This window comes from Aquabacterium humicola (genome assembly GCF_030167915.1).
Classification (GTDB): Bacteria; Pseudomonadota; Gammaproteobacteria; order Burkholderiales; family Burkholderiaceae_C; genus Pseudaquabacterium; species Pseudaquabacterium humicola.
In genome coordinates, this window is sequence record NZ_JARGNB010000003.1 from 455,757 (window position 1) to 477,290 (window position 21,534).

General features: G+C 72.0%; 22 protein-coding genes. 7 read left to right on the forward strand and 15 right to left on the reverse strand.

Translation table 11 applies throughout. The features are described from left to right. Positions 1–17 precede the first annotated feature (17 nt). The gene (locus P1K89_RS18175) at positions 18–305 is read right to left on the reverse strand and encodes a hypothetical protein (RefSeq protein ID WP_284617899.1); all 288 of its coding nucleotides are present in this window, start codon (positions 303–305) and stop codon (positions 18–20) included. Between the two features lie 114 nt (positions 306–419). On the opposite strand from P1K89_RS18175, the gene P1K89_RS18180 reads away from it, so the two are divergent. Then, positions 420–1,232, forward strand: coding sequence for a class I SAM-dependent methyltransferase (locus P1K89_RS18180; RefSeq protein ID WP_284617900.1), 813 nt, complete (start codon positions 420–422; stop codon positions 1,230–1,232). A 72-nt stretch (positions 1,233–1,304) separates the two neighbouring features. Here P1K89_RS18180 and P1K89_RS18185 read toward each other — a convergent pair whose 3' ends face one another. From P1K89_RS18185 to P1K89_RS18225, 9 genes are all read right to left on the reverse strand, one after another. Further along, positions 1,305–3,194, reverse strand: a complete 1,890-nt coding sequence (locus P1K89_RS18185) for a 2Fe-2S iron-sulfur cluster-binding protein (RefSeq protein WP_284617901.1) — start codon at positions 3,192–3,194, stop codon at positions 1,305–1,307. Positions 3,195–3,630: 436 nt separating this feature from the next. Then, a complete protein-coding gene (locus P1K89_RS18190) occupies positions 3,631–5,040 on the reverse strand; it encodes a cbb3-type cytochrome c oxidase subunit I (RefSeq protein WP_284617902.1) in 1,410 nt (469 codons plus the stop codon). Beyond that, positions 5,037–5,624 (reverse strand): hypothetical protein, encoded by a 588-nt coding sequence (locus P1K89_RS18195; RefSeq protein ID WP_284617903.1) that lies wholly within the window; start codon positions 5,622–5,624, stop codon positions 5,037–5,039. Before P1K89_RS18195 ends, P1K89_RS18190 begins: the two co-directional genes overlap by 4 nt. 20 nt (positions 5,625–5,644) lie before the next feature. After that, entirely contained in the window at positions 5,645–7,117 is a 1,473-nt protein-coding gene (locus P1K89_RS18200) for a 4Fe-4S dicluster domain-containing protein (RefSeq protein ID WP_284617904.1), read from the reverse strand. Between the two features lies 1 nt (position 7,118). Next, positions 7,119–7,958, reverse strand: a complete 840-nt coding sequence (locus tag P1K89_RS18205) for an SCO family protein (protein WP_284617905.1) — start codon at positions 7,956–7,958, stop codon at positions 7,119–7,121. Positions 7,959–7,966: 8 nt separating this feature from the next. Continuing rightward, complete coding sequence (gene cyoE, locus P1K89_RS18210) at positions 7,967–8,890, reverse strand: heme o synthase (protein ID WP_284617906.1); 924 nt, start codon at positions 8,888–8,890, stop codon at positions 7,967–7,969. A gap of 63 nt (positions 8,891–8,953) precedes the next feature. Beyond that, positions 8,954–10,651, reverse strand: a complete 1,698-nt coding sequence (locus P1K89_RS18215; protein WP_284617907.1) for a cbb3-type cytochrome c oxidase subunit I — start codon at positions 10,649–10,651, stop codon at positions 8,954–8,956. A 16-nt stretch (positions 10,652–10,667) separates the two neighbouring features. Next, on the reverse strand, positions 10,668–11,207 hold the full coding sequence (locus P1K89_RS18220; protein WP_284617908.1) for a cupredoxin domain-containing protein: 540 nt from the start codon (positions 11,205–11,207) through the stop codon (positions 10,668–10,670). A 28-nt stretch (positions 11,208–11,235) separates the two neighbouring features. After that, positions 11,236–11,394 (reverse strand): hypothetical protein, encoded by a 159-nt coding sequence (locus tag P1K89_RS18225; RefSeq protein ID WP_284617910.1) that lies wholly within the window; start codon positions 11,392–11,394, stop codon positions 11,236–11,238. Positions 11,395–11,520: 126 nt separating this feature from the next. Here P1K89_RS18225 and P1K89_RS18230 point away from each other — a divergent pair, with 126 nt between their 5' ends. Together P1K89_RS18230 and P1K89_RS18235 are read left to right on the forward strand one after the other, a co-directional pair. Continuing rightward, complete coding sequence (locus P1K89_RS18230; RefSeq protein WP_284617911.1) at positions 11,521–12,381, forward strand: hypothetical protein; 861 nt, start codon at positions 11,521–11,523, stop codon at positions 12,379–12,381. A 9-nt stretch (positions 12,382–12,390) separates the two neighbouring features. Further along, the gene (locus tag P1K89_RS18235) at positions 12,391–13,086 is read left to right on the forward strand and encodes a Crp/Fnr family transcriptional regulator (protein WP_284618044.1); all 696 of its coding nucleotides are present in this window, start codon (positions 12,391–12,393) and stop codon (positions 13,084–13,086) included. A gap of 11 nt (positions 13,087–13,097) precedes the next feature. Here P1K89_RS18235 and P1K89_RS18240 read toward each other — a convergent pair whose 3' ends face one another. From P1K89_RS18240 to P1K89_RS18250, 3 genes are read right to left on the reverse strand one after another with little or no spacing between them, the layout of a single operon-like run. Further along, positions 13,098–14,315 (reverse strand): hypothetical protein, encoded by a 1,218-nt coding sequence (locus tag P1K89_RS18240; RefSeq protein ID WP_284617912.1) that lies wholly within the window; start codon positions 14,313–14,315, stop codon positions 13,098–13,100. Between the two features lie 25 nt (positions 14,316–14,340). Beyond that, on the reverse strand, positions 14,341–14,673 hold the full coding sequence (locus P1K89_RS18245; protein ID WP_350081605.1) for a c-type cytochrome: 333 nt from the start codon (positions 14,671–14,673) through the stop codon (positions 14,341–14,343). Between the two features lie 20 nt (positions 14,674–14,693). Further along, complete coding sequence (locus P1K89_RS18250) at positions 14,694–16,427, reverse strand: nitrite reductase (RefSeq protein WP_284617913.1); 1,734 nt, start codon at positions 16,425–16,427, stop codon at positions 14,694–14,696. Between the two features lie 238 nt (positions 16,428–16,665). Here P1K89_RS18250 and P1K89_RS18255 point away from each other — a divergent pair, with 238 nt between their 5' ends. From P1K89_RS18255 to P1K89_RS18270, 4 genes are all read left to right on the forward strand, one after another. Continuing rightward, positions 16,666–18,597 (forward strand): TonB-dependent receptor plug domain-containing protein, encoded by a 1,932-nt coding sequence (locus P1K89_RS18255; RefSeq protein WP_284617914.1) that lies wholly within the window; start codon positions 16,666–16,668, stop codon positions 18,595–18,597. 113 nt (positions 18,598–18,710) lie between these two features. Next, on the forward strand, positions 18,711–19,310 hold the full coding sequence (locus P1K89_RS18260; protein WP_284617915.1) for a uracil-DNA glycosylase family protein: 600 nt from the start codon (positions 18,711–18,713) through the stop codon (positions 19,308–19,310). Between the two features lie 3 nt (positions 19,311–19,313). Then, entirely contained in the window at positions 19,314–19,754 is a 441-nt protein-coding gene (locus P1K89_RS18265) for a hypothetical protein (protein WP_284617916.1), read from the forward strand. After that, positions 19,754–20,029, forward strand: coding sequence for a DUF2164 domain-containing protein (locus P1K89_RS18270; protein ID WP_284617917.1), 276 nt, complete (start codon positions 19,754–19,756; stop codon positions 20,027–20,029). Before P1K89_RS18265 ends, P1K89_RS18270 begins: the two co-directional genes overlap by 1 nt. Positions 20,030–20,042: 13 nt before the next feature. On the opposite strand, the gene P1K89_RS18275 is transcribed toward P1K89_RS18270, so the two are convergent. Together P1K89_RS18275 and P1K89_RS18280 are read right to left on the reverse strand one after the other, a co-directional pair. Beyond that, positions 20,043–20,537, reverse strand: a complete 495-nt coding sequence (locus P1K89_RS18275) for a CAP domain-containing protein (RefSeq protein ID WP_284617918.1) — start codon at positions 20,535–20,537, stop codon at positions 20,043–20,045. After that, positions 20,534–21,532, reverse strand: coding sequence for a PEP-CTERM sorting domain-containing protein (locus P1K89_RS18280; protein WP_284617919.1), 999 nt, complete (start codon positions 21,530–21,532; stop codon positions 20,534–20,536). The genes P1K89_RS18275 and P1K89_RS18280 overlap by 4 nt, the downstream gene beginning before the upstream one ends. Positions 21,533–21,534 lie beyond the last annotated feature (2 nt).

Consider the following 21,534-nt stretch of genomic DNA (forward strand, 5'->3'; position numbering starts at 1 on the left):
CGCGGCCGCGCCGCGGATCAGCGGCTGATCTTGCGCTCGATCGACGCGACGACGCCCGCGCGCAGCGTGATGACGGTCAGTGTCTGCGGGTCCTGCCAGTGCGGGAAGTAGGTCCAGGCCTTCTCTTCGGCCTGGCCCTTGACGCTGCGGATGATGGCCTCGTGGTCGGGCTTGCCGATCTTGAACAGCACCTCGCCCTCGCCCATGCCCTGGCGGATGAACTTGCGCTCGTTCGCATCGGCCGCCGTCGCGCCGGTGCCGACGGCGAGCAGCAGGCCGAGCAGGGTCGCTGCAAATGGTTTCATGGGCCTTCCCACGTGATTGACGAGGGCCGCATCATCGCAGGAGGCTGAACGGGCGGCGGTCGACGTCGAGTGCCGGACAAGCACCGGACGGCCACCCGATCCGGGAGCACGTCGATGAACACGCCGAGCGCCGCCGACTACTGGGAACGTGGCAGTCCCTACGAACGCTACATCGGCCGCTGGAGCCGCCAGGTGGCACCGCTCTTCCTGGCCTGGCTCGGCGCGCCGGCCGGCCGGTCGTGGGTCGACGTGGGCTGCGGGACCGGCGCGCTGTCGGCGGCGATCCTCGAGCGCTGCCGGCCGGCGCGGGTGACCGGCGTCGAACCCTCCGACGGCTTCCGGCAGCTGGCGCAGCAGACCCTCGGCGAGCGCATGGCCTTCCTGCCGGGCGACGCGGCGCACCTGCCGCTCGAGCCCGCGTGCTGCGACCTGGCGGTCTCCGGCCTGGTCCTGAACTTCGTGCCCGACCTGCGCGCGGCGCTCGCCGAGATGACCCGCGTCGTGGTCCCCGGAGGCACCGTGGCGGCCTATGTCTGGGACTATGCCGACGGCATGGCGGTGATCCGGCAATTCTGGGATGCCGCGGTCCGCCTCGACCCGGCCGCAGCGGGCCTGCACGAGGGCGTGCGCTTCCCGTTGTGCCGGCCCGCGGCGTTGCAGTCGGCCTTCGAGGATGCGGGCCTCGGCTCGGTGGCGGTCGCGCCGCTGGCGCTGCAGGCGCGCTTCGACGATTTCGACGACTACTGGCAGCCCTTTCTCGGCGGTCAGGGGCCGGCGCCGGCGTATGTCGCGTCCTTGTCCGACGAGCAGCGGTCGGTGCTGCGGGACACGCTGCGCTCGACGCTGTCGCCGGACGGCCGCGGCTTCACGCTGGACGCGCGCGCCTGGGCCGTTCGCGGCGTCCAGCGAGATCCGCCCGCGGCCTGATGCCTGCGCATTCTTGAAGCGCTTCCAGGATGCAGCGGCGCGGTGCGCCGGCGCCTCGCTGCCGCCGCCGCCTCAGCGCACCACCGGCAAACCGCGCCGGTTCGCCGGCACGAAGGCATCGGAGTGGCAATGCGCTTCGTCCAGCCCGCTGGCCAGCAGGCGCGGCAGCACGTTGTCGATCATCGCCACCGAGCCGCAGGCATAGAGCTCGTAACCCTTCAGGCTGCGCAGGTCCTGCAGCAGCACGTCGTGCACGAGGCCGGTGCGGCCGGACCAGCTGCCGTCGGCCGGCGGCTCGGACAGCGCGGCGACGAAGCGGATCTGCTGCGGATGCTCGCGCGCCCAACGCTCGGGCAGTTCGGGCATGTACAGGTCCTCGCGCTTGCGCACGCCCCAGTACAGCGCGATCGGCCGCCGGATGCCGCGCGCCAGCGCGTCCTCGACGATGCTCTTGATCGGCGCGAAACCGGTGGCGCCGGCGATGAACAGCATCGGCCGGTGGCCGTCCTGCAGCGTGAAGCGGCCGAACGGACCTTCGATGTCGAGCATGTCGCCCGGCTTCAGGTGCTTGAAGGCGCGGGTCGTGAAGCGGCCGCCCGGCACGCGGCGCACGTGCAGCTCGATGCGTTCGTTGTCGTGCGGCGCATTGGCGAACGAGTACGCGCGGCGCTCGCCGTCCTCGAGCACGATGTTCAGGTACTGGCCGGCGGCGAAGTGGATGCGGGCGCCGTCTTCCAGCGTCAGCCACAGGCGCAGCACGTCGGGCGCGAGTCGGTCGATCGCATCGATGCGCGCGCGGTGGCGCTGCGGTGCGTCGGCCCCGGCCGGCGGCGGCAGCTCGAGCGCCAAATCCTCCAGCGCCGTCGCGCAGCAGGCCAGCACCTGGCCGCGCGCGCGCATCGCGTCGGTCAGCGCCGCCGGCTGGTAGGGCCCCGGGTCGACGCGGCCCTGCAGCACGGTGCACACGCACACGCCGCAGCCGCCGGCGCGGCAGTCGTAGGGCAGCGGCACGCCGGCGCGCAGGCCCGCTTCCAGCAAGGTCTCGCCGCTGCGCGCGGGGAAGCTGCGCTCGCCGAGCGTGATGTTCAGCGCCGCGCCGCGCCGGCGCGGCGGCAGCCAGGGGGCGGCCAGCAGCAGCAGCGTCGCGCCGAGCACCGCGCCCCACAGCGTGCCCGGGCCCCAGGCCTCGACCAGCGGATAGAGGCCGAGCAGCCACCAGTCGAGCGCCAGCGTGGCCGGCACGTCGGCCAGGTGCGCCGGACCGCCCTGCCCGATCACCGGCTGCAGCAGCGCCAGCGCCAGCAGCATGACCGCCAGCGCGATGGCGATCGGCCGCGGCGGCTGGGTTTCGGCCTTCGGCACGCGCTGCACATGCACCCACATCAGCAACAGCGTGACCAGCGGCACGCCGATGTGGATGAACACCAGCAGCGAGAAGAAGCGGTCGCTGACGCGTTCGTCGGCGATGACGTTGCGCACCAGGGTGCCGCCGAGGCCCGGCAGCACGTCCAGCCATTCGAAGCTGGCCTGCGTGACGAACTGCGCCAGTCGGTCCCACGGCAGCATGTAGCCGTTGGCGCCTGCGATGCCGACCAGCCACAGCAGCACCACGCCGGTCAGCCACGACCAGGCGCGGAAGCCGCGCAGGCGGTCGAAGGCCCAATAACGCATCAGGTGAGCGAGCATCGCGATCACCATCGCGTCGGAGGCGTAGCGGTGCACGCTGCGCAGCAGCCCGCCAGCCCAGGGCTGGCGCGTGGCCAGCGCCTGCACCGACGCGTGCGCGCCGGCGACGCTGGTGTCGAAGAAGATGTACAGGTACAGCCCGCTGCCGGCGACGACCCAGAACAGCCAGAAGGCGATCGCGCCGAGGTGGTACAGCGGGTTCAGCCGGTCGCCGAAGGCGCGGTTGAAAAGCGCTTCGGCATGCATGAAGCCGGCGCGCAGCAGGCTTCGCATCATGTCGACGGCTCCGCGGCGTCACCAGCCGCTCTCGGCCCTGAGCGGCCGTTGGCCGCGGTGTGCGGAAGTCTGCGCAAGATCAGGCCGGCGGGGCGCTCTGTTCCGCTCATGTCCCCCGGGCCGGGCTGCATCGATACGCCCCGGGTCGTGCTCGGCCGGCCCTCCTCCTTGACTTCGCTCCACAGAGCGCCCCGCCGTCCTGATCCGCACCGCCCTGGCAGGCCGTCGCATGCCACGGTCTCGCTTCGACCAAGGGCGCTGGGTGCCCGGCGTAGCGAAGTCAAGGAGGAGGGCCGGCCGAGATCCAGCCTGAGGCGTATCAGCGGCGCACGGCCCGGGGGACATGAGCGGAGCCGGGCACCCAGTGGCCTTGGCGCGCTCGGTGCTTGCATGCATGACCGCATTGGGCCGAGAGCCGCCGGTGGGAGAGTTGGTTTCACTTCGCAGGCGCACGCCACGCGCGCAAGACGACCACGACGAACAGCAGCCCGCCGGCGATGGCCACCGCGCCGCCCAGCCCCATCAACCCCATGCCGAAGACCTCGCCCGGCGTGCGCAGCACCTGCTCGGCCCCGGCCACCTTGCGCTGCACGCCGTAGCCGCCGGACCAGACCAGGCCGATGATGTGCATCAGCTGGCCCGCGCCGTACAGCAGCGGCTGCATCACCGCCAGCCGGCCGCGCGGCGCCTGGCCGCCCAGGCGCGGCAGCAGGTGGAACACCAGCCCCATCAGCGCCAGCGTGACGCCGACGATGCAGCCGTGGTAGTGCGCGGGGATGCGCACGTTGCTGCCGTTGATCGCCAGCCCGATCAGTCCGCCGGCGGCGAAGAGGCCCATCGAGGCGACCAGCGCCGCGCGCAGTGGCCGCGCCTCTGGCGTGATAGCCCGCTGGCGCAGCAGCGCGATCGCCACCGCCAGCGCCACCGGCAGGATCGCCAGCCCGCCGCCGACCCGCATGCCCCAGGTGTTGAGGGCACGGTGCGCGGGGCTCAGCACGTCGTGCAGCAGGTAGGCCGCGGGCGTCCCCGCGACACCCGCCAGCGCGATGCCGAACAGGCCCAGCGCGATGCGGGCGCTCAGCGGCACGCGCGCGCCGGCGGCGTGGGCCAGCCACAGCCAGCCGATCAGCATCAGCAGCGTCCACGCGAATTGCAGCGCATGGCCGCCGCCCCAGAACACGATCTCCCAGTAGGCGCGGCTGTCGAGCGCGCGCGGCACCACGGCCAGCGACCAGGCGAAGGCCCCCAGCGCCACCGCAGTGGCGATGGCCGCGGCCTGCAGGCCGAAGCGCAGCGCGTGCGCGCCGTCGAGCCGGTCGCGCCGCAGCGGCGAGACCAGCGCCGGCAGCACCAGCAGCAGCGTGCCGAGGCCGAACAGCCCGAGGCCGGCGAGGAAGAGGCGCGACTCCAGCACCGGGATGTAGTTGGCCATCACCGGCGTGCCGGGATCGGCGAACGGCGCCAGCGCCATCATGCCGGCGCCGGCGCCGGCCAGCGCCAGGGCGCCCCAGCCGATGCCCTCGTGGCGCGTGCGCATCTGCGAGCTCCACAGCAGCCCGGCGATGGCGACGAACCACACCAGCACCGAGAGGTCGACGTGCACGACCAGCGCGGTGCGGAAGAAGTCGGTGCCGGGCAGCCAGGCGTTGACCACCGGCGTGCGCGCCAGCACCAGCAGCACCGAGAACAGGCCGGAGCCGACCAGCGCCAGCAGCGCCAGCGCGAGCCAGCCCTGCGCGAGCGCCTGGCGCTCGACGGGCAGCGGCAGCGCGAACTGCGCCGGTGCGCTGGGCATCGGCGCCGTGCCGGCGAGCGGAAAGGCCGTGGAGGAGGTGGTGGTGTTCATTGCACGATCAAGCCGCCGCGTTCGGCGTCGAAGTCGATGACCAGCACCTGCGACGGCGCGAGCGTCACGCGGCGCTCCAGCACATGGCCGAAGCCTTCGGCACGGCCGTCGTCGCGCAGGCGCACCGCGAGCAGCCGCTCGCCGGCCGGCACCACCAGGCGCCGGTACAGCGCCGACGCGCCGTCGTGCGCGAGGCCCGAGGCCGGCACTTCGGCGCTGACCTGGTTGCGGCCGTCGATGTCGAGCTCCACCACCACCGGCGCGCGGCCGCGCGGGCATTCGACGGGCGCGCGCATGTTCGGCGGGCGGCGCGCGAGCTCTTCGGCCGACAGGCGCCGGCAGGCCCCCGCGGGCTGGCCCGCATGCACGAAGCTGAGCTTGACCAGCGCGGTGTCCGGCGGCAGCGGGTGGTAGACCGGCCAGTGCGAGAACACGCCGACGGCCGCCGCGAAGGCGCCGTACAGCAGCCCCTGCCCGATCCAGGCGCGCAGGCCGCGCGGGCGGTCGGGGGCACGACCTGGCACCGGGTCGGGTGCGGGGTCGGGCGCCGGGGTCGGCGTCGATGAACGCAAAGATTCATCCATGAGGCATCTTCGTGGGGCGTTCAGGTCGGGGCTTTGATCTGCAGCAGTTTTTCCTTGAAGGCCGCGATGGCCGCGGCGGCCTGCGCGTCTTCGCCGGTATCGGCCGGGACCAGGCACAGCCGCTCGCGCGGCACGCGCGACGCCAGCCGCGGCGGGCGCTGGCCGGCCAGGCGCTCGGCGGTCCAGCGCACGCCCAGGCGCCAGACGCAGTCGCGGCAATGCACGATCGCCACGCCGCCGGCCCCTTCGCGCAGCGCCTGGTCGACGAAGGACGGCGGCAGCTGGCCGCTGCATTCGAGCGTCAGCACGTCGGCGCCCGCCGGCACCGCTGCATGGTCGCAGGCGAAGACGACAAGGCCGGGCGGGCGGTCGAGCAGCGCGCGCAGCGCGTGCTGCAGCGCCGCGATCGGCCGCTGCGGCAGGTCGATGCCGGTGGCGATCGGCGCGCCGCCGCGACGGGGCACCGACGACGGGCACGCGCCGGCGCAGAGGCCGCAGCTCGCGCACAGGTCCGCGTCCACCTGCGCCAGCATCCGCGACGGCCGCAGCGGATGCGGCACCAGCGTGATCGCGGCGTACGGGCAGTCGGCGACGCAGCGCCGGCAGCCATTGCAGTGCGCCGGGTCGACGACCGCGGCCGGCGCACGCGCCGGGCCGCGCAGCAGCCAGGGCAGCGTGAACAGCACGGCCAGGCCGGCGCCGACCAGCGCCCACGCGGCGGCGGGCGACAGGGCATCGGCCACCGGGTGCAGCCACAGCAGCCACCAGTCGAGCGCCAGCGATGCCGGCACCGTCGCCAGCTCGGCCGGCCCCTGGCCGCGCACCGGCCAGGCCAGCGCCAGCGCGAGCAGGCTGCCCGTGGTGCCCAGCGCCAGCGATCGCGGCGGCCACCAGGCCACCTGCGACAGCCGCTGGACGTGGAACCACAGCGCGAACAGCAGCAGCAGCGGCAGCCCGAGGTGCATGAAGACGAAGAGCGAGAACAGCCGGTCGCCGACCGACGCCGCGTCGAGGAAGTTGCGCGCCAGCGGCTGCGCGAGCGCCGGCAGCGCGTCGAACCACTCGGCGGTGGCCAGCGCCGAGAACTGCCCGAGCCGGTCCCAGTGCAGCCAGAAGCCGCCGATGCCGATGGCCGCCAGCAGCGGCAGCAGCACCACGCCGGTCAACCAGGCGAAGCGGTGCACCGCACGCCAGCGCCGGTGCAGCAGCTCGCGCAGCACATGCAGCGTGGTGAACAGCACCAGCGCGTCGGCCGCGTAGCGGTGCAGGCTGCGCAGCAGGCCGCCCGGCGAGTACGGCGCCAGCGCATCGATCGACGCATAGGCGCGGTCGGCCGACGTGTCGAGCACCGCGTACAACCACAGCCCGCTGCCCACCAGCAGCGCCAGCGCCAGGATCGCCAGCGTGCCCGGTTGCCTCAGCGGATTGGCGGTGGCGCCGAAAAAGCGGTCGACGCCGCGCTCGGCGCGGCGCCAGGCGGCGAGCCCGTCCATCTCACGATGCGGCCGGCGGGGGCGTCGGCCCGCGACGGCCGCGCCACAACCAGCCGCCGACGGTCGCGAAGAAGGCCAGGCCGGCGATCAGCTCGGCGATCAGCTTCCAGTCGGTGCGGTAGCGGCCGGTCGCCGGGTCGTAGACGGTGCACAGGATCTTCACCCGCGTGACCAGCTCGTCCAGCGTCGGCAGCGTGCGCGCCGGCGGCGCCGCCAGCAGCGCGTCGCGCAGCGGCTGGCCGAGCGTTTCGGCCGTCAGGCGTTCGCCGTAGACCTGCGCGCGGATGCGCCCCTCGGCATCGAGCACGGTCACCGCGACCGCATGCTCGAAGCCGTCCGTCGTCTGCGTGTACTCGAAGCCGAAGGCGCGCGTCAGCGCGACGATGTCGGACGTCTTCGGCGCCAGGAACTCCCAGTTCGGCATGTCGATGCCGTGCTGCGAGGCGAACGCGCGCAGCACCGGCGGCGAATCGAAGGGCTGGTTGAAGCCGATGCTGACCACGTGGAAGCGGTCGGCGCCGAGCAGGCGCTGCAGGCCGTCCAGCGAATCGGCCAGCGTGCGCGTCTGCAGCGGGCAGGCGGTGAAGCAGCCGGTGTAGATGAAGTTCACCAGCACCGGCTTGCCGCGGAAACGCGACAGCCGCACCGGCGCCTCGGCGCGGTCGAGCATCACGAAGTCCGGCGGCTGCGTGCCGATCACCGCCTGGCTGGCCTCGATCGCCGCGCGCTGGTCGAGCCGCGGCGCGCCCGCGGCCGCCGCCGGCGTCGCTGCGGGCAGTGCCGCGGCCAGCAGCGCCGCCATCGCGGCCCGGCGCAGCTGGCGCCCGAAAGACGCGGCCATTGGAGGCCCTAGCGCAGCGCGGCGTCGACCGCCACGCCGACGATCAGCAGCGACAGCTGCACCATCGACGCGAAGAAGGCGGCCATCGCCCGCGGCCGTTTCGGTTCCAGCGCCAGGGCCTGCGTGCGCAGCAGCAGCCACGCGCCGCCGGCGATCGCGCCGATGGCGTAGGCGGCGCCGGCGCTGCCACCGGTCCACGGCAGCAGCGGCAGCATCGACGCGGCGACCATCGCGCAGGCATGGCCGTGCACGATGCGCGCCGCGCGCGGGATGCCGACCACCACCGGCAGCATCGGGATGCCGGCGGCGGCGTAGTCGTCGTGGCAGGCGATCGCCAGGCTCCAGAAATGCGGCGGGGTCCACAGCAGCAGGGTCAGCGCCAGCGCCAGTGCCTGCGGCGACAGCGACGGATCGGCCGCGGCGGCGCCGGTGAGCACCGCGAAGCTGCCGGCGGCGCCGCCGATCACGATGTTCCACGACGTGCGGCGCTTCAGCAGCAGGGTGTAGACAACCGCGTAGGTCAATGCGCCGGCGGCCAGGAACAGCGCCGCGAGGCCGTTGGTCGCGGCCCAGGTCGCGGCGACGGCAACCGCCAGCAGCGCGGCGATCAGCCCGTGCCAGCGCGGGCCGGGCCGCAGCGCGCCGCTGGCGAAGGCGCGTGTGCGCGTGCGCGCCATGCGGCGGTCGCTGTCGGCCTCGACGAGCTGGTTGAAGGCGCCCGCGGCGGCCGACGAGACCAGCACCGCGCACGCCACCAGCACCACCTGCCAGGCCGCCAGCGTGCCGTTCGGCGTCGCCGCGATGCCGGCCAGCGCCGTCAGCATGATCAGCACGCCGATGCGCAGCTTGAACACGCCCAGCACGGTGCGCCAGGCAGGCGCCGCCGCGGCGGCCCCGGGGGAGGCACGCGGGACGGCGCGCGGCGTGTTCATGGTCCGTTTCCTTTGGCGGTTAGGAACGGCTGTTCGACCTGATTGACGCGACGCGTCGTGGCCTCAGCTGAGGCCCCACAGGGTCGACAGGTACTTCCAGTTGATGAAGTAGTACAGCACGAAGGCCAGCAGGAAGACCATCGCCAGCGTGAAGGTGCCGGGCGCCGCGAAGCCCATCGAGCCGGTGGTCTGCGCCGCGACGCTGGGTGCGGTGCGCGGGATCGGCGTGAACTTCGGGCTCGTGGCGCCGGCCTCGAGCGGCTTGCCCAGCAGCAGCGAGCCGACCGTGACCAGCACGAAGATCGCGCCGCCGGCGATCGCCGCGATGCCGGCGATGCCGACCAGGCCCATCATCAGGTAGGCCGCCCCGGGCCATTCGTAGGCCAGCGGTGCGCCCTGGAAGGCCATGTCCCAGTGGCGGCGCGAAACGCCCAGCGTGCCCGCGCCCATCATGACCAGACAGAAGAAGTACATCGAGAAGCCGAACAGGTAGGGCTGCCACTTCGCCAGGCCGGGCCATACCACTTCGCGGCGGAACAGCACCGGGATCAGGTAGTAGGTCAGCGCCATGAAGGTCAGCGTGGTGCCGACGACCACGGTGGCGTGGAAGTGGCCCGGCACGTAGACCGTGTTGTGGATGATCATGTTCAGCTGCTCGGTGCCCATCATCACGCCGGAGATGCCGCCGAGGAAGCCGAAGCCGATGATCGCGATGAACACGCCCGAGAAGGTGGGGTTGCCCCAGGGCGCCTTGCGCAGCCACTCGAACAGGCCCTTGGTGAAGCCCTTGTTGCGCTGGGCCACTTCCATCGCGCCGGGGATCGTCAGCCCGTGCAGCATCGAGGCCAGCACCGCGAAGTACATGAAGTAGCTGGTATTGATCACCTTCCAGCCGGTCGACAGGCCCGGGTCGGCCAGCAGGTGGTGGGCGCTGGCGAGCTGCAGGAACAGGATGTAGAGCAGGAAGGCCGTGCGGCTGACGCGTTCGCTCATCGGCTTGGCGCCGAAGGCGATCGCCGCGACGAGGTACCACACCGAGATGTGCGCGGCGACGTTGATCTGCTGCGACGAGTGGCCGAAGGCCCACCAGATCGTGCGGTAGACCAGCGCGTCGACCTTGTCGATCACGCCCAGCGACAGCAGCCAGGTCGGGATCAGGATGATCGCGCCGGAGCTGATAGTGAACACCGCGATGATCGCCGCGGTGATCGCGCCGAAGGTGACCAGCGGCACCGAGCCCTGGTAGGTCTTGTCGCGCTTGGCGATCACCAGCGTGCCGAAGAAGACGAAGCAGGCGATCAGCGCGCCGACGGCGAAGAGGATCAGGCCGAGGTAGAAGTTCGGCTCGGCCATCATCGGCACGTACGAGGTCATCATCACGCTCGACGCGCCGCGGAACACCGCGACGTTGTTCAGCACCGAGCCGATCAGCATCAGCGCGAACGCGAGCCAGGCGATGCGTGGCGTGGCGAGCCGGCATCGCAACAGGGTCGACGAGGCGAAGTACAGCACCGCGACCTCGAAGAAGATGATCCAGAAGATCAGCATGTCGATGCCGTGCGCCGTCAGCACCATGTAGAACTGCTCGGCCGGCAGCCAGTGGATCGCCGGCCAGCGCGTCAGCACGACGCCGATGGCCAGCACGCCGCCGAACAGCAGCCAGACGACGGCGACGAAGGCGTTCACCTTCATCAGCGTCTCGGCGTTGCGCTCGAACTGCAGCCCCGATCGCGGGCAGGTGCGGTAGGTGGTGTTGCTCATGTCCGTGCTCCCACCTTCACTTGACGTAGAGGCGGCCCACCATCTGGTGGTGGCCGATGCCGCAGAACTCGTTGCAGACCACCGAGTAGGTGCCCGACTGGTTCGGCGTGACGGTGACCACGTGCTCGAAGCCGGGCACCATCTGGATGTTGATGTTGGCCGGCTGCAGCGAGAAGCCGTGGTTGTAGTCCATCGCCGTCAGGTGCAGCCGGTAGGTCTTGCCCTTCTGCAGCTCGAGGATCGGCCAGAACTGCCACAGCCGCGCCAGCAGGTAGACGTCGGAGCCGGGCGGCGGCGCGACGACCGGGATCTTCAGGTCGGTCTCGGTGCGCACGGTGTACTTGTCGACGACCGCCTGGGCCTTCGCGGTGAACTGCTCGGGCGTCGTTCGGTACGTCTCGGTCGACAGGTTCTGGCGGCCCCAGATGTGCCAGCCGACCATCATCGCGAACATCACCAGGCACCAGGTCAGCGCGATGACGATCCAGGTGCCTTCGACACGGTCGATCGGGTGCTTGTACCAGAGCCGTTCTGACGGCGGCAGGATGGCGCTCATCGGGTGCTCCTCGTTGGTTCGGCCCGGCTCACTTGGCCACCGGCAGGGTCAGGATGTCGATCACGCCCCACACGTTGTAGACCAGCATCGGGATCAGCACGCCGAGGAAGAGCAGCATGAACGGGTTGTCCAGCAGTCGCTGCATCCACGGCACCGGAGCGTTCTCGTCGTCGTCGTGCGTGTTCATCGCGGGGCTCCTGAAGTGCGCGATTCGGGAATCCGAGTGCGCTGCTTGGGCATTCTGGAAGTCCGCGAAGAAATGTGACTTGAAGCAGATCAACTCCGCGAACCGGCGTGCACCGACACTTCGGGCATGCCCGACGCCAGCTTGTCGACCGCAGTCCCCCGCTGCACGCCCCCGCGCGGCATCGCGCTTGCGCTGGCCGCGGTGGCGGCGATGGCGCTGGTGGTGGTCGCCAGCGCCTGGCTGCGCCTGTCGCAGGCCCTGCCCTGCGAAAGCTGGCCGGCCTGCCGCGGCGGCGCGATGGCCTCGGTGATCGTGGTGCCCGGCGCGGCCGATGCGCTGCAGCAGGCGGCGCGGCTGACCCACCGCCTCAGCGCGACGCTGGTGCTGATCGCGGCGATCGTGCTGGTGCTGCGCACGCGCGGGCTCGCGCGGGTCGCCGCGCTGGCCCGTGCGCTGCTCGGCCTGGCGCTGGGCCTGGCGCTGCTGGGGGTGGTCACCCGTGCGCCGGGGCTCGTTGCGGACGCGCCGTTGTTTCGCCTCGGGGTGACCATCGGCAACCTGATCGGCGGCCTCGCGATGCTGGCCTTGGTGTGGTCGCTGTGGAATGGCCTGCGCGGCGTGCCCGCGCTGCCTGCCGCGGCGCAGCGGCTGGCGCGCATCACGCTGGCGCTGTGGACACTGCAGGCGGTGTTCGGCGCGCTGTCCGGGGCCGACGCGTTCGCCGCCGCGCCGCTGCTGCACCTGCTGCTGGCGCTGGCCGCGCTGCCGGCCGCGCTGTGGCTGGGCTGGACGCAGCGCCACGGCGGTCGTGCCGCGGAAGCGCGCGCGCTGCTGGTGCTGGTGCTGCTGCAGCCGCTGCTCGGCGTCGCGGCACTGGCCGGCGCGGCGGCGCCGGTGCTGGTGTGGCTGCACAACGCCGGCGCGGCCGCCGGCCTCGCACTGCTGGCCGGGCTCGCCCTCGCCGCTCCCGACTCTCGAGAAGGTTGAATTTCCATGCTGGACCCCCGTGCTTTCGACATCCCGCAGTTCCTCGGCCGGCTGCCGCTGTTCAGCGACCTCGCGCGGCCCGAGCTCGAACGCCTGTCCAGCGGCTGCCAGCTGCGCCGCTACACCCGAGGCGAGGTGGTGCTGCACCCGGGCGATCCGTGCGACGCGTTCCACGTCGTCGTCACCGGCCAGGTCAAGCTGTTCGGGCTGTCGCCCGATGGCCACGAGAAGGTGATCGAGCTGATCGGCCCCGGCGGCAGCTTCGCCGAGGCGCTGATGTTCCTCGGCAAGCCCTGCGTCGTGAACGCGCAGGCGCTGGCCGACTCGCTGCTGCTGTCGGTGCAGCGCCACGCGGTGATGGCCGAGCTGCAGGCCGACGACCGCTTCGCGCTGCGCATGCTGGCCGGGCTGTCGCGGCGCCTGCACGGGCTGGTGCACGACGTGCAGGCCTATGCGCTGCAGAGCGGCGTGCAGCGCGTGATCGGCTACCTGTTGCGCGACCAGGAAACCCACGATGCCGCCGGTGGCGGCGCGGTCACCGTGTCGCTGCCGGTCAGCAAGGCGACGATCGCCTCGCGCCTGTCGCTGACGCCGGAGTACTTCTCGCGCGTGCTGCACGAGCTGGAGGCGGCGCAGCTGATCGAGGTCGACCGCCGCGACATCCTGATCCTCGACGTGCAGCGACTGGCGGCGTACGGGTCCTGACCCGGCTCGGCCTACCAGGCCATCAAGCCATGGACGCTCGTTTCATCGCCTAGCGGCCAGCGCTCGACCGGCCGCCCTTCGGCATCCACCCGCAGCAGCGCGGCCGGCCCGGCGCTCGCCAGCAGCGCGTGGCCGTTGGCCGGGTCCGCGGCGAGCGTGGTGATGCGGCGGGCGTCGACCGCCAGCGGCTGCCATTGCAGGTCGCGGGCACCGCGTCGCCACAGCGGCTGCGCCGCGTCGACCAGCGCCCACGCGTCGTCGCCGACCGCGACCAGCTGGCGCACCGGACCCGGCAGCCGCGTGCCCGCCTCGATCGTCCAGCGCTGGGCATCCAGCTCGTGCACCGTGTCGCCGGCCGGCAGCCACCAGCGGCCGCGTGCCGCGGCGCCGGCCGGCCCCGGCCGCCAAAGCGCGGCGGGCACCCGCGCCCCCGGCAGCGGCAGCGTCGCGATGCGCCGCCGCACGTCGAGGTGCAGGATGTGGACCTCGTCGCCGCGCACGCCGGCCAGCCACGGCAGCCGCGCATCGGCGAAGGCCACGTCGGCCATCGGCCGGCCGAGCGGGCTGCGCCGCACGCTGAGCAGCCCGGGGGTCGCGATGCCTTCGCCGAAGCGCCAGTCGTGCACCAGGCCGTCGTAGTGCGGCGGCGCGGCCGGGTCGAGCGGGATTTCCCACAACTCGCCCAGCGCCGGCCAAGCGGCGATGAGGCTGCGCCGGCCGGCATGCGCGAACAACGCCGTCGCGCGGCCGCGATGCCGGCGCAGCAGGTCCTCACCGGCCCAGCGGCGCTGCAGGCGCGCCTGGGCATCGAGCGCGATCAGCTGCTCGCCGGCCGCGACGAAGCACCAGCGGCCGTCGTCGGCGACGGCCAGCGCATGCGGTGCCGCCGGGGGGTCGAACTGCGCGATGCTGCGCAGATCGGAGCCGTCGAGCGCCAGACGCTGCACGCGGCCATCGCGGCGCGCGAGCCACAGGCCGCCGGCCACCGGCTGCGGCGGCAGCAGCGCATCCGGCCAGTGCAGCACACGGCCACCGGGCAGCGCCAGCCACGCGCCGGCCGGCCCCCAGGCGATCACGCCGGTGCGCCCCGAGGCGGCACCGGCGTGCGGGATCAGATCGGCGGCCGTTGGGGCAGCCAAACGGGCAGCCGATCCGGCGGCCGACAGGGCGACCGAAGGCGCGGCGAGCACGCCGAGCGCCGCGAGCACGCGGCGCCGGCGGGTGCCCATGACGGCCTTCAAGGAGCGGACGGCCTCACTGCTTGAGGATCCACTCCACCGCCATCTTCAGCTCCGCGTCGCCGATCTTCTCGACCGGGTTCGGCGGCATCGGAATCTGGCCGTAGACGCCCTTGCCGCCCTTGCGCACCTTGTCGGCGAGCGTCGCCACGACGTTGGCCTGGCCCTTGTTCTTCGCGGCGATCTCCTTGAACGCCGGTCCGACGAGCTTCTTGTCCTTCGCATGGCAGGCCATGCAGCCGGCCTTGTTCAGGTCGGCCTCCGTGTCTGCCTGCGCGGCCGGTGCGAAGGCCGCCAGCCCGAGGCCAGTGGCCAGCGCCGCGGCGCGTGCGAGGTGCTTCATGCCCATGTCCCTTTCCTCCCTGTTGTTCAGTAGACGTCGTGCTGCGTGTTGTGCACGTTGAAGTGGCCGGTCGGCGTGATCAGGCGCGGGTCCTTGATCACGGCCTTCAGCTTCAGCGTCTTGTCGTCGACGACGACGATCGCGCTCTGCTTGTCCTTGGCCGACCAGACGGCGAACCAGACCTCGTCGCCGGCTCGGTTGTATTCCGGCTGCACGACGCGCTTGGCACCGTCGTCCTTCAGGCCCGCCCATTCGGCGATCGGCAGCACCTTGAAGCCCTTGTCGAGGTTCTTGATGTCGAACACCGCCACCGACTGCGAGATCGCCGCATCGGGGTTCAGCGGCGTATCGACCCACAGGTTGCTCGACTTCGGATGCGTCTTGATGAACAGCGAGCCGCCGCCCTGGGCCTTCAGCGACTGCACGACCTTGAAGGCGTCCTTGCGCTTGTCGTCGGTGGCCAGCAGCGCGATGGTCTCGTCGCCGAGGTGGCTGGTGGCCCAGACCGGCCCGAACTTCGGGTGCGTGAAGTTCGCGCCGCGGCCCGGGTGCGGGATCTTGCCGACCTCGGTCAGCGCCTTCAGCTTGCCGTCCTTCGCATCGATCGCGGCGATCTTGTTGCTGTTGTTCGCCGCCACCATGAAGTAGCGCTTGCTCGAATCCCAGCCGCCGTCGTGCAGGTAGCGGGCCGAGCCGATCTCGGTGATCTTCAGCGCGTCGATGTTCGAGTAGTCGACCATCAGCGTCTTGCCGGTCTCCTTGACGTTGACGACGAATTCCGGCTTGAAGTGGCTGGCGACGATCGAGGCGACGCGCGGCTCGGGGTGGAATTCCTGCGTATCGACCGTCATGCCGCGGGTGCTGACGATCTTCTTCGGCTCCAGCGTATTGCCGTCCATGATGACGAACTGCGGCGGCCAGTAGGCGCCGGCGATCGCCAGCTTGTCCTCGAAGCCCTTGTACTTGCTGGTGTCGACCGAACGCGCCTCGAGGCCGACGCGGATCTCGGCCACGTTGTCGGGCTTGGCCATCCACAGGTCGATCATGTTGATCTTCGCGTCACGACCTATCACGTAAAGATAGCGGCCTGACGCCGACAGGCGCGAGATGTGCACCGCGTAGCCGGTGTTGACGATGTTGATGATCTGCTTCGTATCGCCGTCGATCAGCGCGACCTGGCCGCTGTCGCGCAGCGTCGTCGAGAAGATGTTGGCGATGTTGTAGTCGTTCATCTTCTTCTTCGGCCGCTGGTCCGGCGGCACGATGACCTTCCACGTCGCCTTCATCTGCGGCATGCCGAACTCGGGCGGGGTCGGAGGATCGTGCTGGATGTAGCGGGCCATCAGGTCGACGGTCTTCTCGTCCATCTCGCCCGAGGTCTGCCAGTTCGGCATGCCCGCCGGCGAACCGTAGGCGATGAAGACCTTCAGGTAGTCGGTGCCCTTGGCGGTGGTGAGGTCCGGCGTCAGCGGCTTGCCGGTGGCGCCCTTGCGCAGCACGCCGTGGCAGCCGGCGCAGCGCTCGAAGTACAGCGCGCGCGCACGGTCGAACTCGGCCTGCGTCATCGGCGGGGCCTTCGGGTTCGTCGCCTGGTGCATCGGCTCGCCGGCCAGCGGCGAGGCGGCGCCCTGGTACTTGATCTCGGGCTCGGTGGCGTGCTGCTTCGGCGGCGTCTGCTGTGCCCACAGCGCCAGCGGCACGGCCGCAAGCAACATCGCGGCGGCGCGGATTCGCCGCAACGGGGACCTCGAGGCGTTCATGGTGGTTCCTTCTCGGTGTTGAACAGGGGCAATGCACGCGGCCGCAGCCATCAATCGTGATGTTTGGCGCCAATGCGCGCCATTTCCTTGAACTGTCTTAACGGTGTGATGCTGCGCGACAAGATGACGGACCGCCGTTGATCCAGCGCAACTGCGCGCATGACGACTGGCAGGCATGGGGGCCGCTTCGATTTAGTGCAAGGTCCGGCGGTGGGCGGGCGGTGATGCTCGCGGCACGATGAACACCCTCCACTCCCCCGTCGCGCTCGCCTGCGCGGCACTGCTCGCCACGCTGCCGCTCGCCACGCGGGCGCAGGAACTGCCCACGCCCACCGTCGTGGTCACCGCGACCCGCCACGCGATGCTGGCGCTCGATGCACCGGCGGCGCTGTCGGTGGTGACGCGGCGCGACCTCGAGGCGCGCGCGGCCGACGACCTGTTCGACGCGCTGCGCGGCGAACCCGGCATCACGCTGCAGGGCCGCACCATCGGCGGCCGCAAGGTGCTGGGCCTGCGCGGCCTGGACAGCAAGCACACGCTGTTCCTGATCGACGGCCGCCGCGTCGGCGCGAGCGACGGCATCGTCGGCCACTCGGATTTCCAGTACGACTGGATCCCGGTCGAGGACATCGAGCGCATCGAGGTCGTGCGCGGGCCGCTGTCGGTGCTGTACGGCTCGGAAGCGATGGGCGGTGTCGTCAACGTGATCACCCGGCCGGCGGGCGACCGCTGGCGCACCGGCGCGCGGGTCGACGGTGGCGTGGCGAGCGGCCAGCGCGGCGGTGATTCGCAGCGCGCGAGCCTGCGCATCGACGGGCCGCTGGCCGAACGACTGAGCCTCGTCGCCGGTGCCGCCGATTCGCGGCGCAGCGCGCTGGCATCGATCGAGGACCCGCGCATCTCCGAGCTCGAGGGCCACCGCAAGTCCGACGTCTGGATGGGCCTCGGCTGGCGCCCGACCGGCACGCAGCGGATCGACCTGGACCTGCGGGCCGGCGAGGAAACCCGCGTGGCCGATGCCCGCGAGCGCAGCGGGCGCAAGCGCTACCACGAGACGGTGAACGCACTCGAACGCTCGCTGGCCTCGCTGGGCTGGAGCGGCGACTTCGACGACGACCGCCAGTCGGCGAAGCTGCGCGCCTATGAATCGCGGCTGGACGTCGAGAACCGCCGCAGCGCGGGCGTGGCGATCAACCCGCCGCAGCGCCTGACCGAGCGCGTGCTGGAAGGCCAGTGGCGCATCGCGCGCGGCAGCCACGCCGTGGCCACCGGCTTCGAGGCGCGCAACGAGCTGCTGGCCGATCCGGGCCTGCCGGGCGGCGAGTCGCTGGCCGAGCACCGTTCGCTCTTCCTGCAGGACGAATGGGCGCTGCGGTCCACGCTGAACGCGACGCTCGGCGTGCGCCACGACCGCCATTCGCTCTACGGCAACAGCACCAGCCCGCGCGCCTACCTGGTGTGGCGCGGCGGCCCGCAATGGACGCTCAAGGGCGGCGTCAGCAGCGGCTTCAAGGCGCCGAACCTGAAGCAGATCGTGCCGGGCGCGCGGCCTGAAGGCCCGAACAGTTTTCTCGGCAACCCGGGCCTGAAGCCCGAACGCAGCCGCGGCGGCGAGGTGGTGCTGGCCTATGCCGAGGGCGCGCGCCAGGCGCAGCTGACGCTGTTCCAGCAGCGCGTCACCGACCTGATCGACGTTCGCCTGGTCAGCCCGGGCAGCGTGCCGGGCACCGGCACCTACACCTACGAAAACATCTCGCGCGCCCGCCTGCGCGGGCTCGAGGCCTCGCTCGTGCAGCCGCTGGGCGCAGGCTTCACGGCGCAGCTGGCGGCGAGCAAGCTGTCGGCCGAGGACGGCCAGGGCCGGGCACTCGAACGCCGGCCGAGCTACTCGGCGAGCGCGCGGCTCGATTGGCAGCGGCAGGCCTGGCGCGCCGGCCTGCGCATCGAGCGCAGCGGCCCGCAATGGCTGCCGGCCACCAGCGGCCCGGCGCAGCGCGCCCCGGCGCTGACGCTGTCCGGCGCCTACGCCGCGCGCACGCTGGCCGAAGGCCTCGAGCTGAGCGTCGGCGTCGACAACCTGGGCAACCTGCGGCCGGTGGAGAAGTCGGCGCTGTACACGCACGCCGAAGCGCCGCGCACCTGGCGCATGGCGATCAGCGGGCAGTGGTGAGGCGCGCCTGAAGACAGCGGCGCGCTACCGATCACCGCCGCCTTCGGGCGCGGGTTCGAACAGCTCGACGAGCTTGACTACCATGCGGGGCCTCTTCCTGAACGCATTCCTCGTTGTCCGAGCGCACGACCGTCCCCATCACCACGCTGCTCGCCGACGTACGCGCCTGCCGCCACTGCGCCGAGCACCTGCCGCACGAGCCCCGTCCGGTGCTGCAGCTGCATCCATCGGCGCGCATCCTGATCGCCGCGCAGGCGCCGGGCCGCAAGGTGCACGAGAGCGGCGTGCCGTTCGACGACGCGAGTGGCGATCGGCTGCGCGACTGGCTGGGCGTCACACGGGCGCAGTTCCATGACCCGACGTGTTTCGCGATCCTGCCGATGGGCTTCTGCTATCCCGGCCAGGCCCGTTCCGGCGACCGGCCGCCGCGGCCCGAATGTGCGCCGCGCTGGCGCGCGCCGCTGCTGCAGGCGCTGACGCAGCTGCAGCTGACGCTGGTGATCGGGCGGTACGCCCTCGCCCACCACCTGCCCGACGAATCCGACGGCCTGACCGCCGCGGTCCGCCAGGGGCAGCGCCATCAACCGGCACTGATGCCGCTGCCGCACCCGAGCCCGACCAACAACCGCTGGCTGGCACGCAATCGCTGGTTCGAGCAGGACCTGGTGCCCCGGCTGCGCGCACGGGTGGCGGACATCCTGCGACACTCGTGACCCATGGACCTCGCCTTCCTGACGCCGCGCACCGAGCTCAGCAGCCTGCTGCAGACGATGCGCCGGCGCTATGGCGGCTACCGCGTGCTCGCGCACTGGACGCAGGGCGAGTTCCACCACGACGTGGTCATGCAGGTGGCCGATCCGCGGCCGGACCTGCCGGGGCCGGTGCTGGTCGTCGCCACCAACTGCAACGGCGGCATCAAGGAAGTGCTGTGCTTCGATGAAGTGCCCGACCGCTGGGCGCTGTGGCACCAGCGCTGCCCCGACAACCCGGAGTTCGGCGGCGAGCTGCCGCAGCTTCGCGGCTCGAGCCGCACCAAGATCTGGTACGACCCCTGCACCCTGCTCGGTGACGACGGGCCGAGCGAGCTGAAGCCCGAGTGCCGGCAGCGCATGCGCGGAGGCGGCTGGTGCGCGGCCGGCGTTGGAGAGATCGCCTGATGGCCATCGAACTGCCCAAGGAAGCCCGCACCGAGGCAATCCAGTCGATCGAGCGCTACTTCCAGGAGAACATGGACGAGCGCATCGGCAACATCGCAGCCGGCGCGCTGCTGAACTTCTTCGTCGAGGAGATCGGCCCGGTGATCTACAACCGCGCGGTGGCCGACGTGCAGGAACGGCTGCAGGCGCGCATCCTCGAGCTCGACATCGAGGTGCACGAGGACGAGTTCCGCTACTGGCGCAAGTTCGACGACCGGAAGAAGCCCAAGCGCTGAGCGCGTCGGGGCGTCAGCGGCAGGCGAAGAAGGTGACGAAGCGCTCGCGCGCCGCGATGCCGACGCGCTCGACCTTCGGGTTCAGCAGGTTGCGGTGGTGGCCGGGCGACTGGCGCCAGCCTTCCAGCAGCGCCTGCGGGCTGCGGTGGTTCCAGCCCAGGTTCTCGACGCAGACCTTGCTGCCGGAACGCGCGTAGCGGTCGCGGAAGCCCTCGTGCGTGAGCACGCGCTGCCCGGCCATCGCCTCGCTGTGCTCATCGGCCAGCGACACCAGCTCGGCCGCCGGCAGCAGCGCCTGCAGGCCGTGCTGGCGCCGGTAGTCGTTGATCAGCGCGGCGAGCTGCTGCACGAACGACTCGGCGCGCTCGGCGCTCTGCTCTGTGCTCTTCTCGGCGCGCTTCTCGAGGCGCTTCTCGACGCGCTTTTCGGCGCCCTTCTCGGCGGCCGTGGCGGCGCCCGGCCATGCACCGGCCAGCGCCGACACCAGGATCAGCGGGCGAAGGATCATCGGGGACCTCGGGATGCCACGCCGCTTCTTCGGCCATCGGCGCGCCGGCTTGAGCCGCGCCGTGTCCAGGCCAGCGCCGCGAGGCCGGCCAGCACCAGCGCCCAGCCGGCAGGCTCGGGCACCGTGCGCCCGCCGCCACCGCCGCCGCCGCCCTGCTCGTCCTCGTCGGCCTCCTCGCCCAGCACGGCCACGTTGCCGCAGACGTACGGCACCATCACCGTGTGCAGGCGGCCCTGGTCATCGCGCACCTCGTACAGCGCCGCCGGCTCGACGTGGCCGGCCGGGAAGTTGACCCGCGTGCCGAAGCACAGCGTGCGGCCGAAGCCCATCGCGCGCAGGCGCGGCGGGAAGCTGCGCTGGCCGTCGGCGGTACGCACCCCATCGCGGCTGATCTGCACCTGGGTCTGCAGGTCGCCGCGCTCGGCCATCGTGGCCACCGTGCGCACGACCTCCGGCGGCAGCCGCGCGGCCGTCAGCGCCTGCGTCACGGTTCCGCGGTAGCGGTCCGCGCCCGGCGTGCCCCAGGCGCAGTGGCGACGCAGCGTCAGCGGCGTGGTGTTGGCCGCGGCGCGGGCGTCGCTGGCGGGCAGCAGCGGCCCCTCGACGTCGACGCCGGGCGCCGCCATGCGCGCCGTCTCGGCGGCACTCGCGACCGGCTTCGCCGCCGGTGGCGGCGCCGTCGCGTGTTTCACGAGGCGCACGCCCTGCACCGCCGCGGCCGTCAGCACGACGCCGGCCGCCAGCCAGACCAGCCGCGCCCGCCAGGAGGCGCGCACCGGCGGCGTCGCGGCCGCTGCCGCCAACGGCAGGCGGCCGACCAGCCCTTCCCAGGCACAGGCCGCATCGAGGCAGCGATAGCGGTGGACCGAGCGGAAGACGCTGGCCCAGCGGTCCAACGCATGGCGATGCAGGCGTTCGATCGGCCCGCCGCAATCCGGGCAGCGGTGGCCGTCCGGCAGTTCTTCGCCATCCGGGCCAAGCGGCACGGATCTCATGT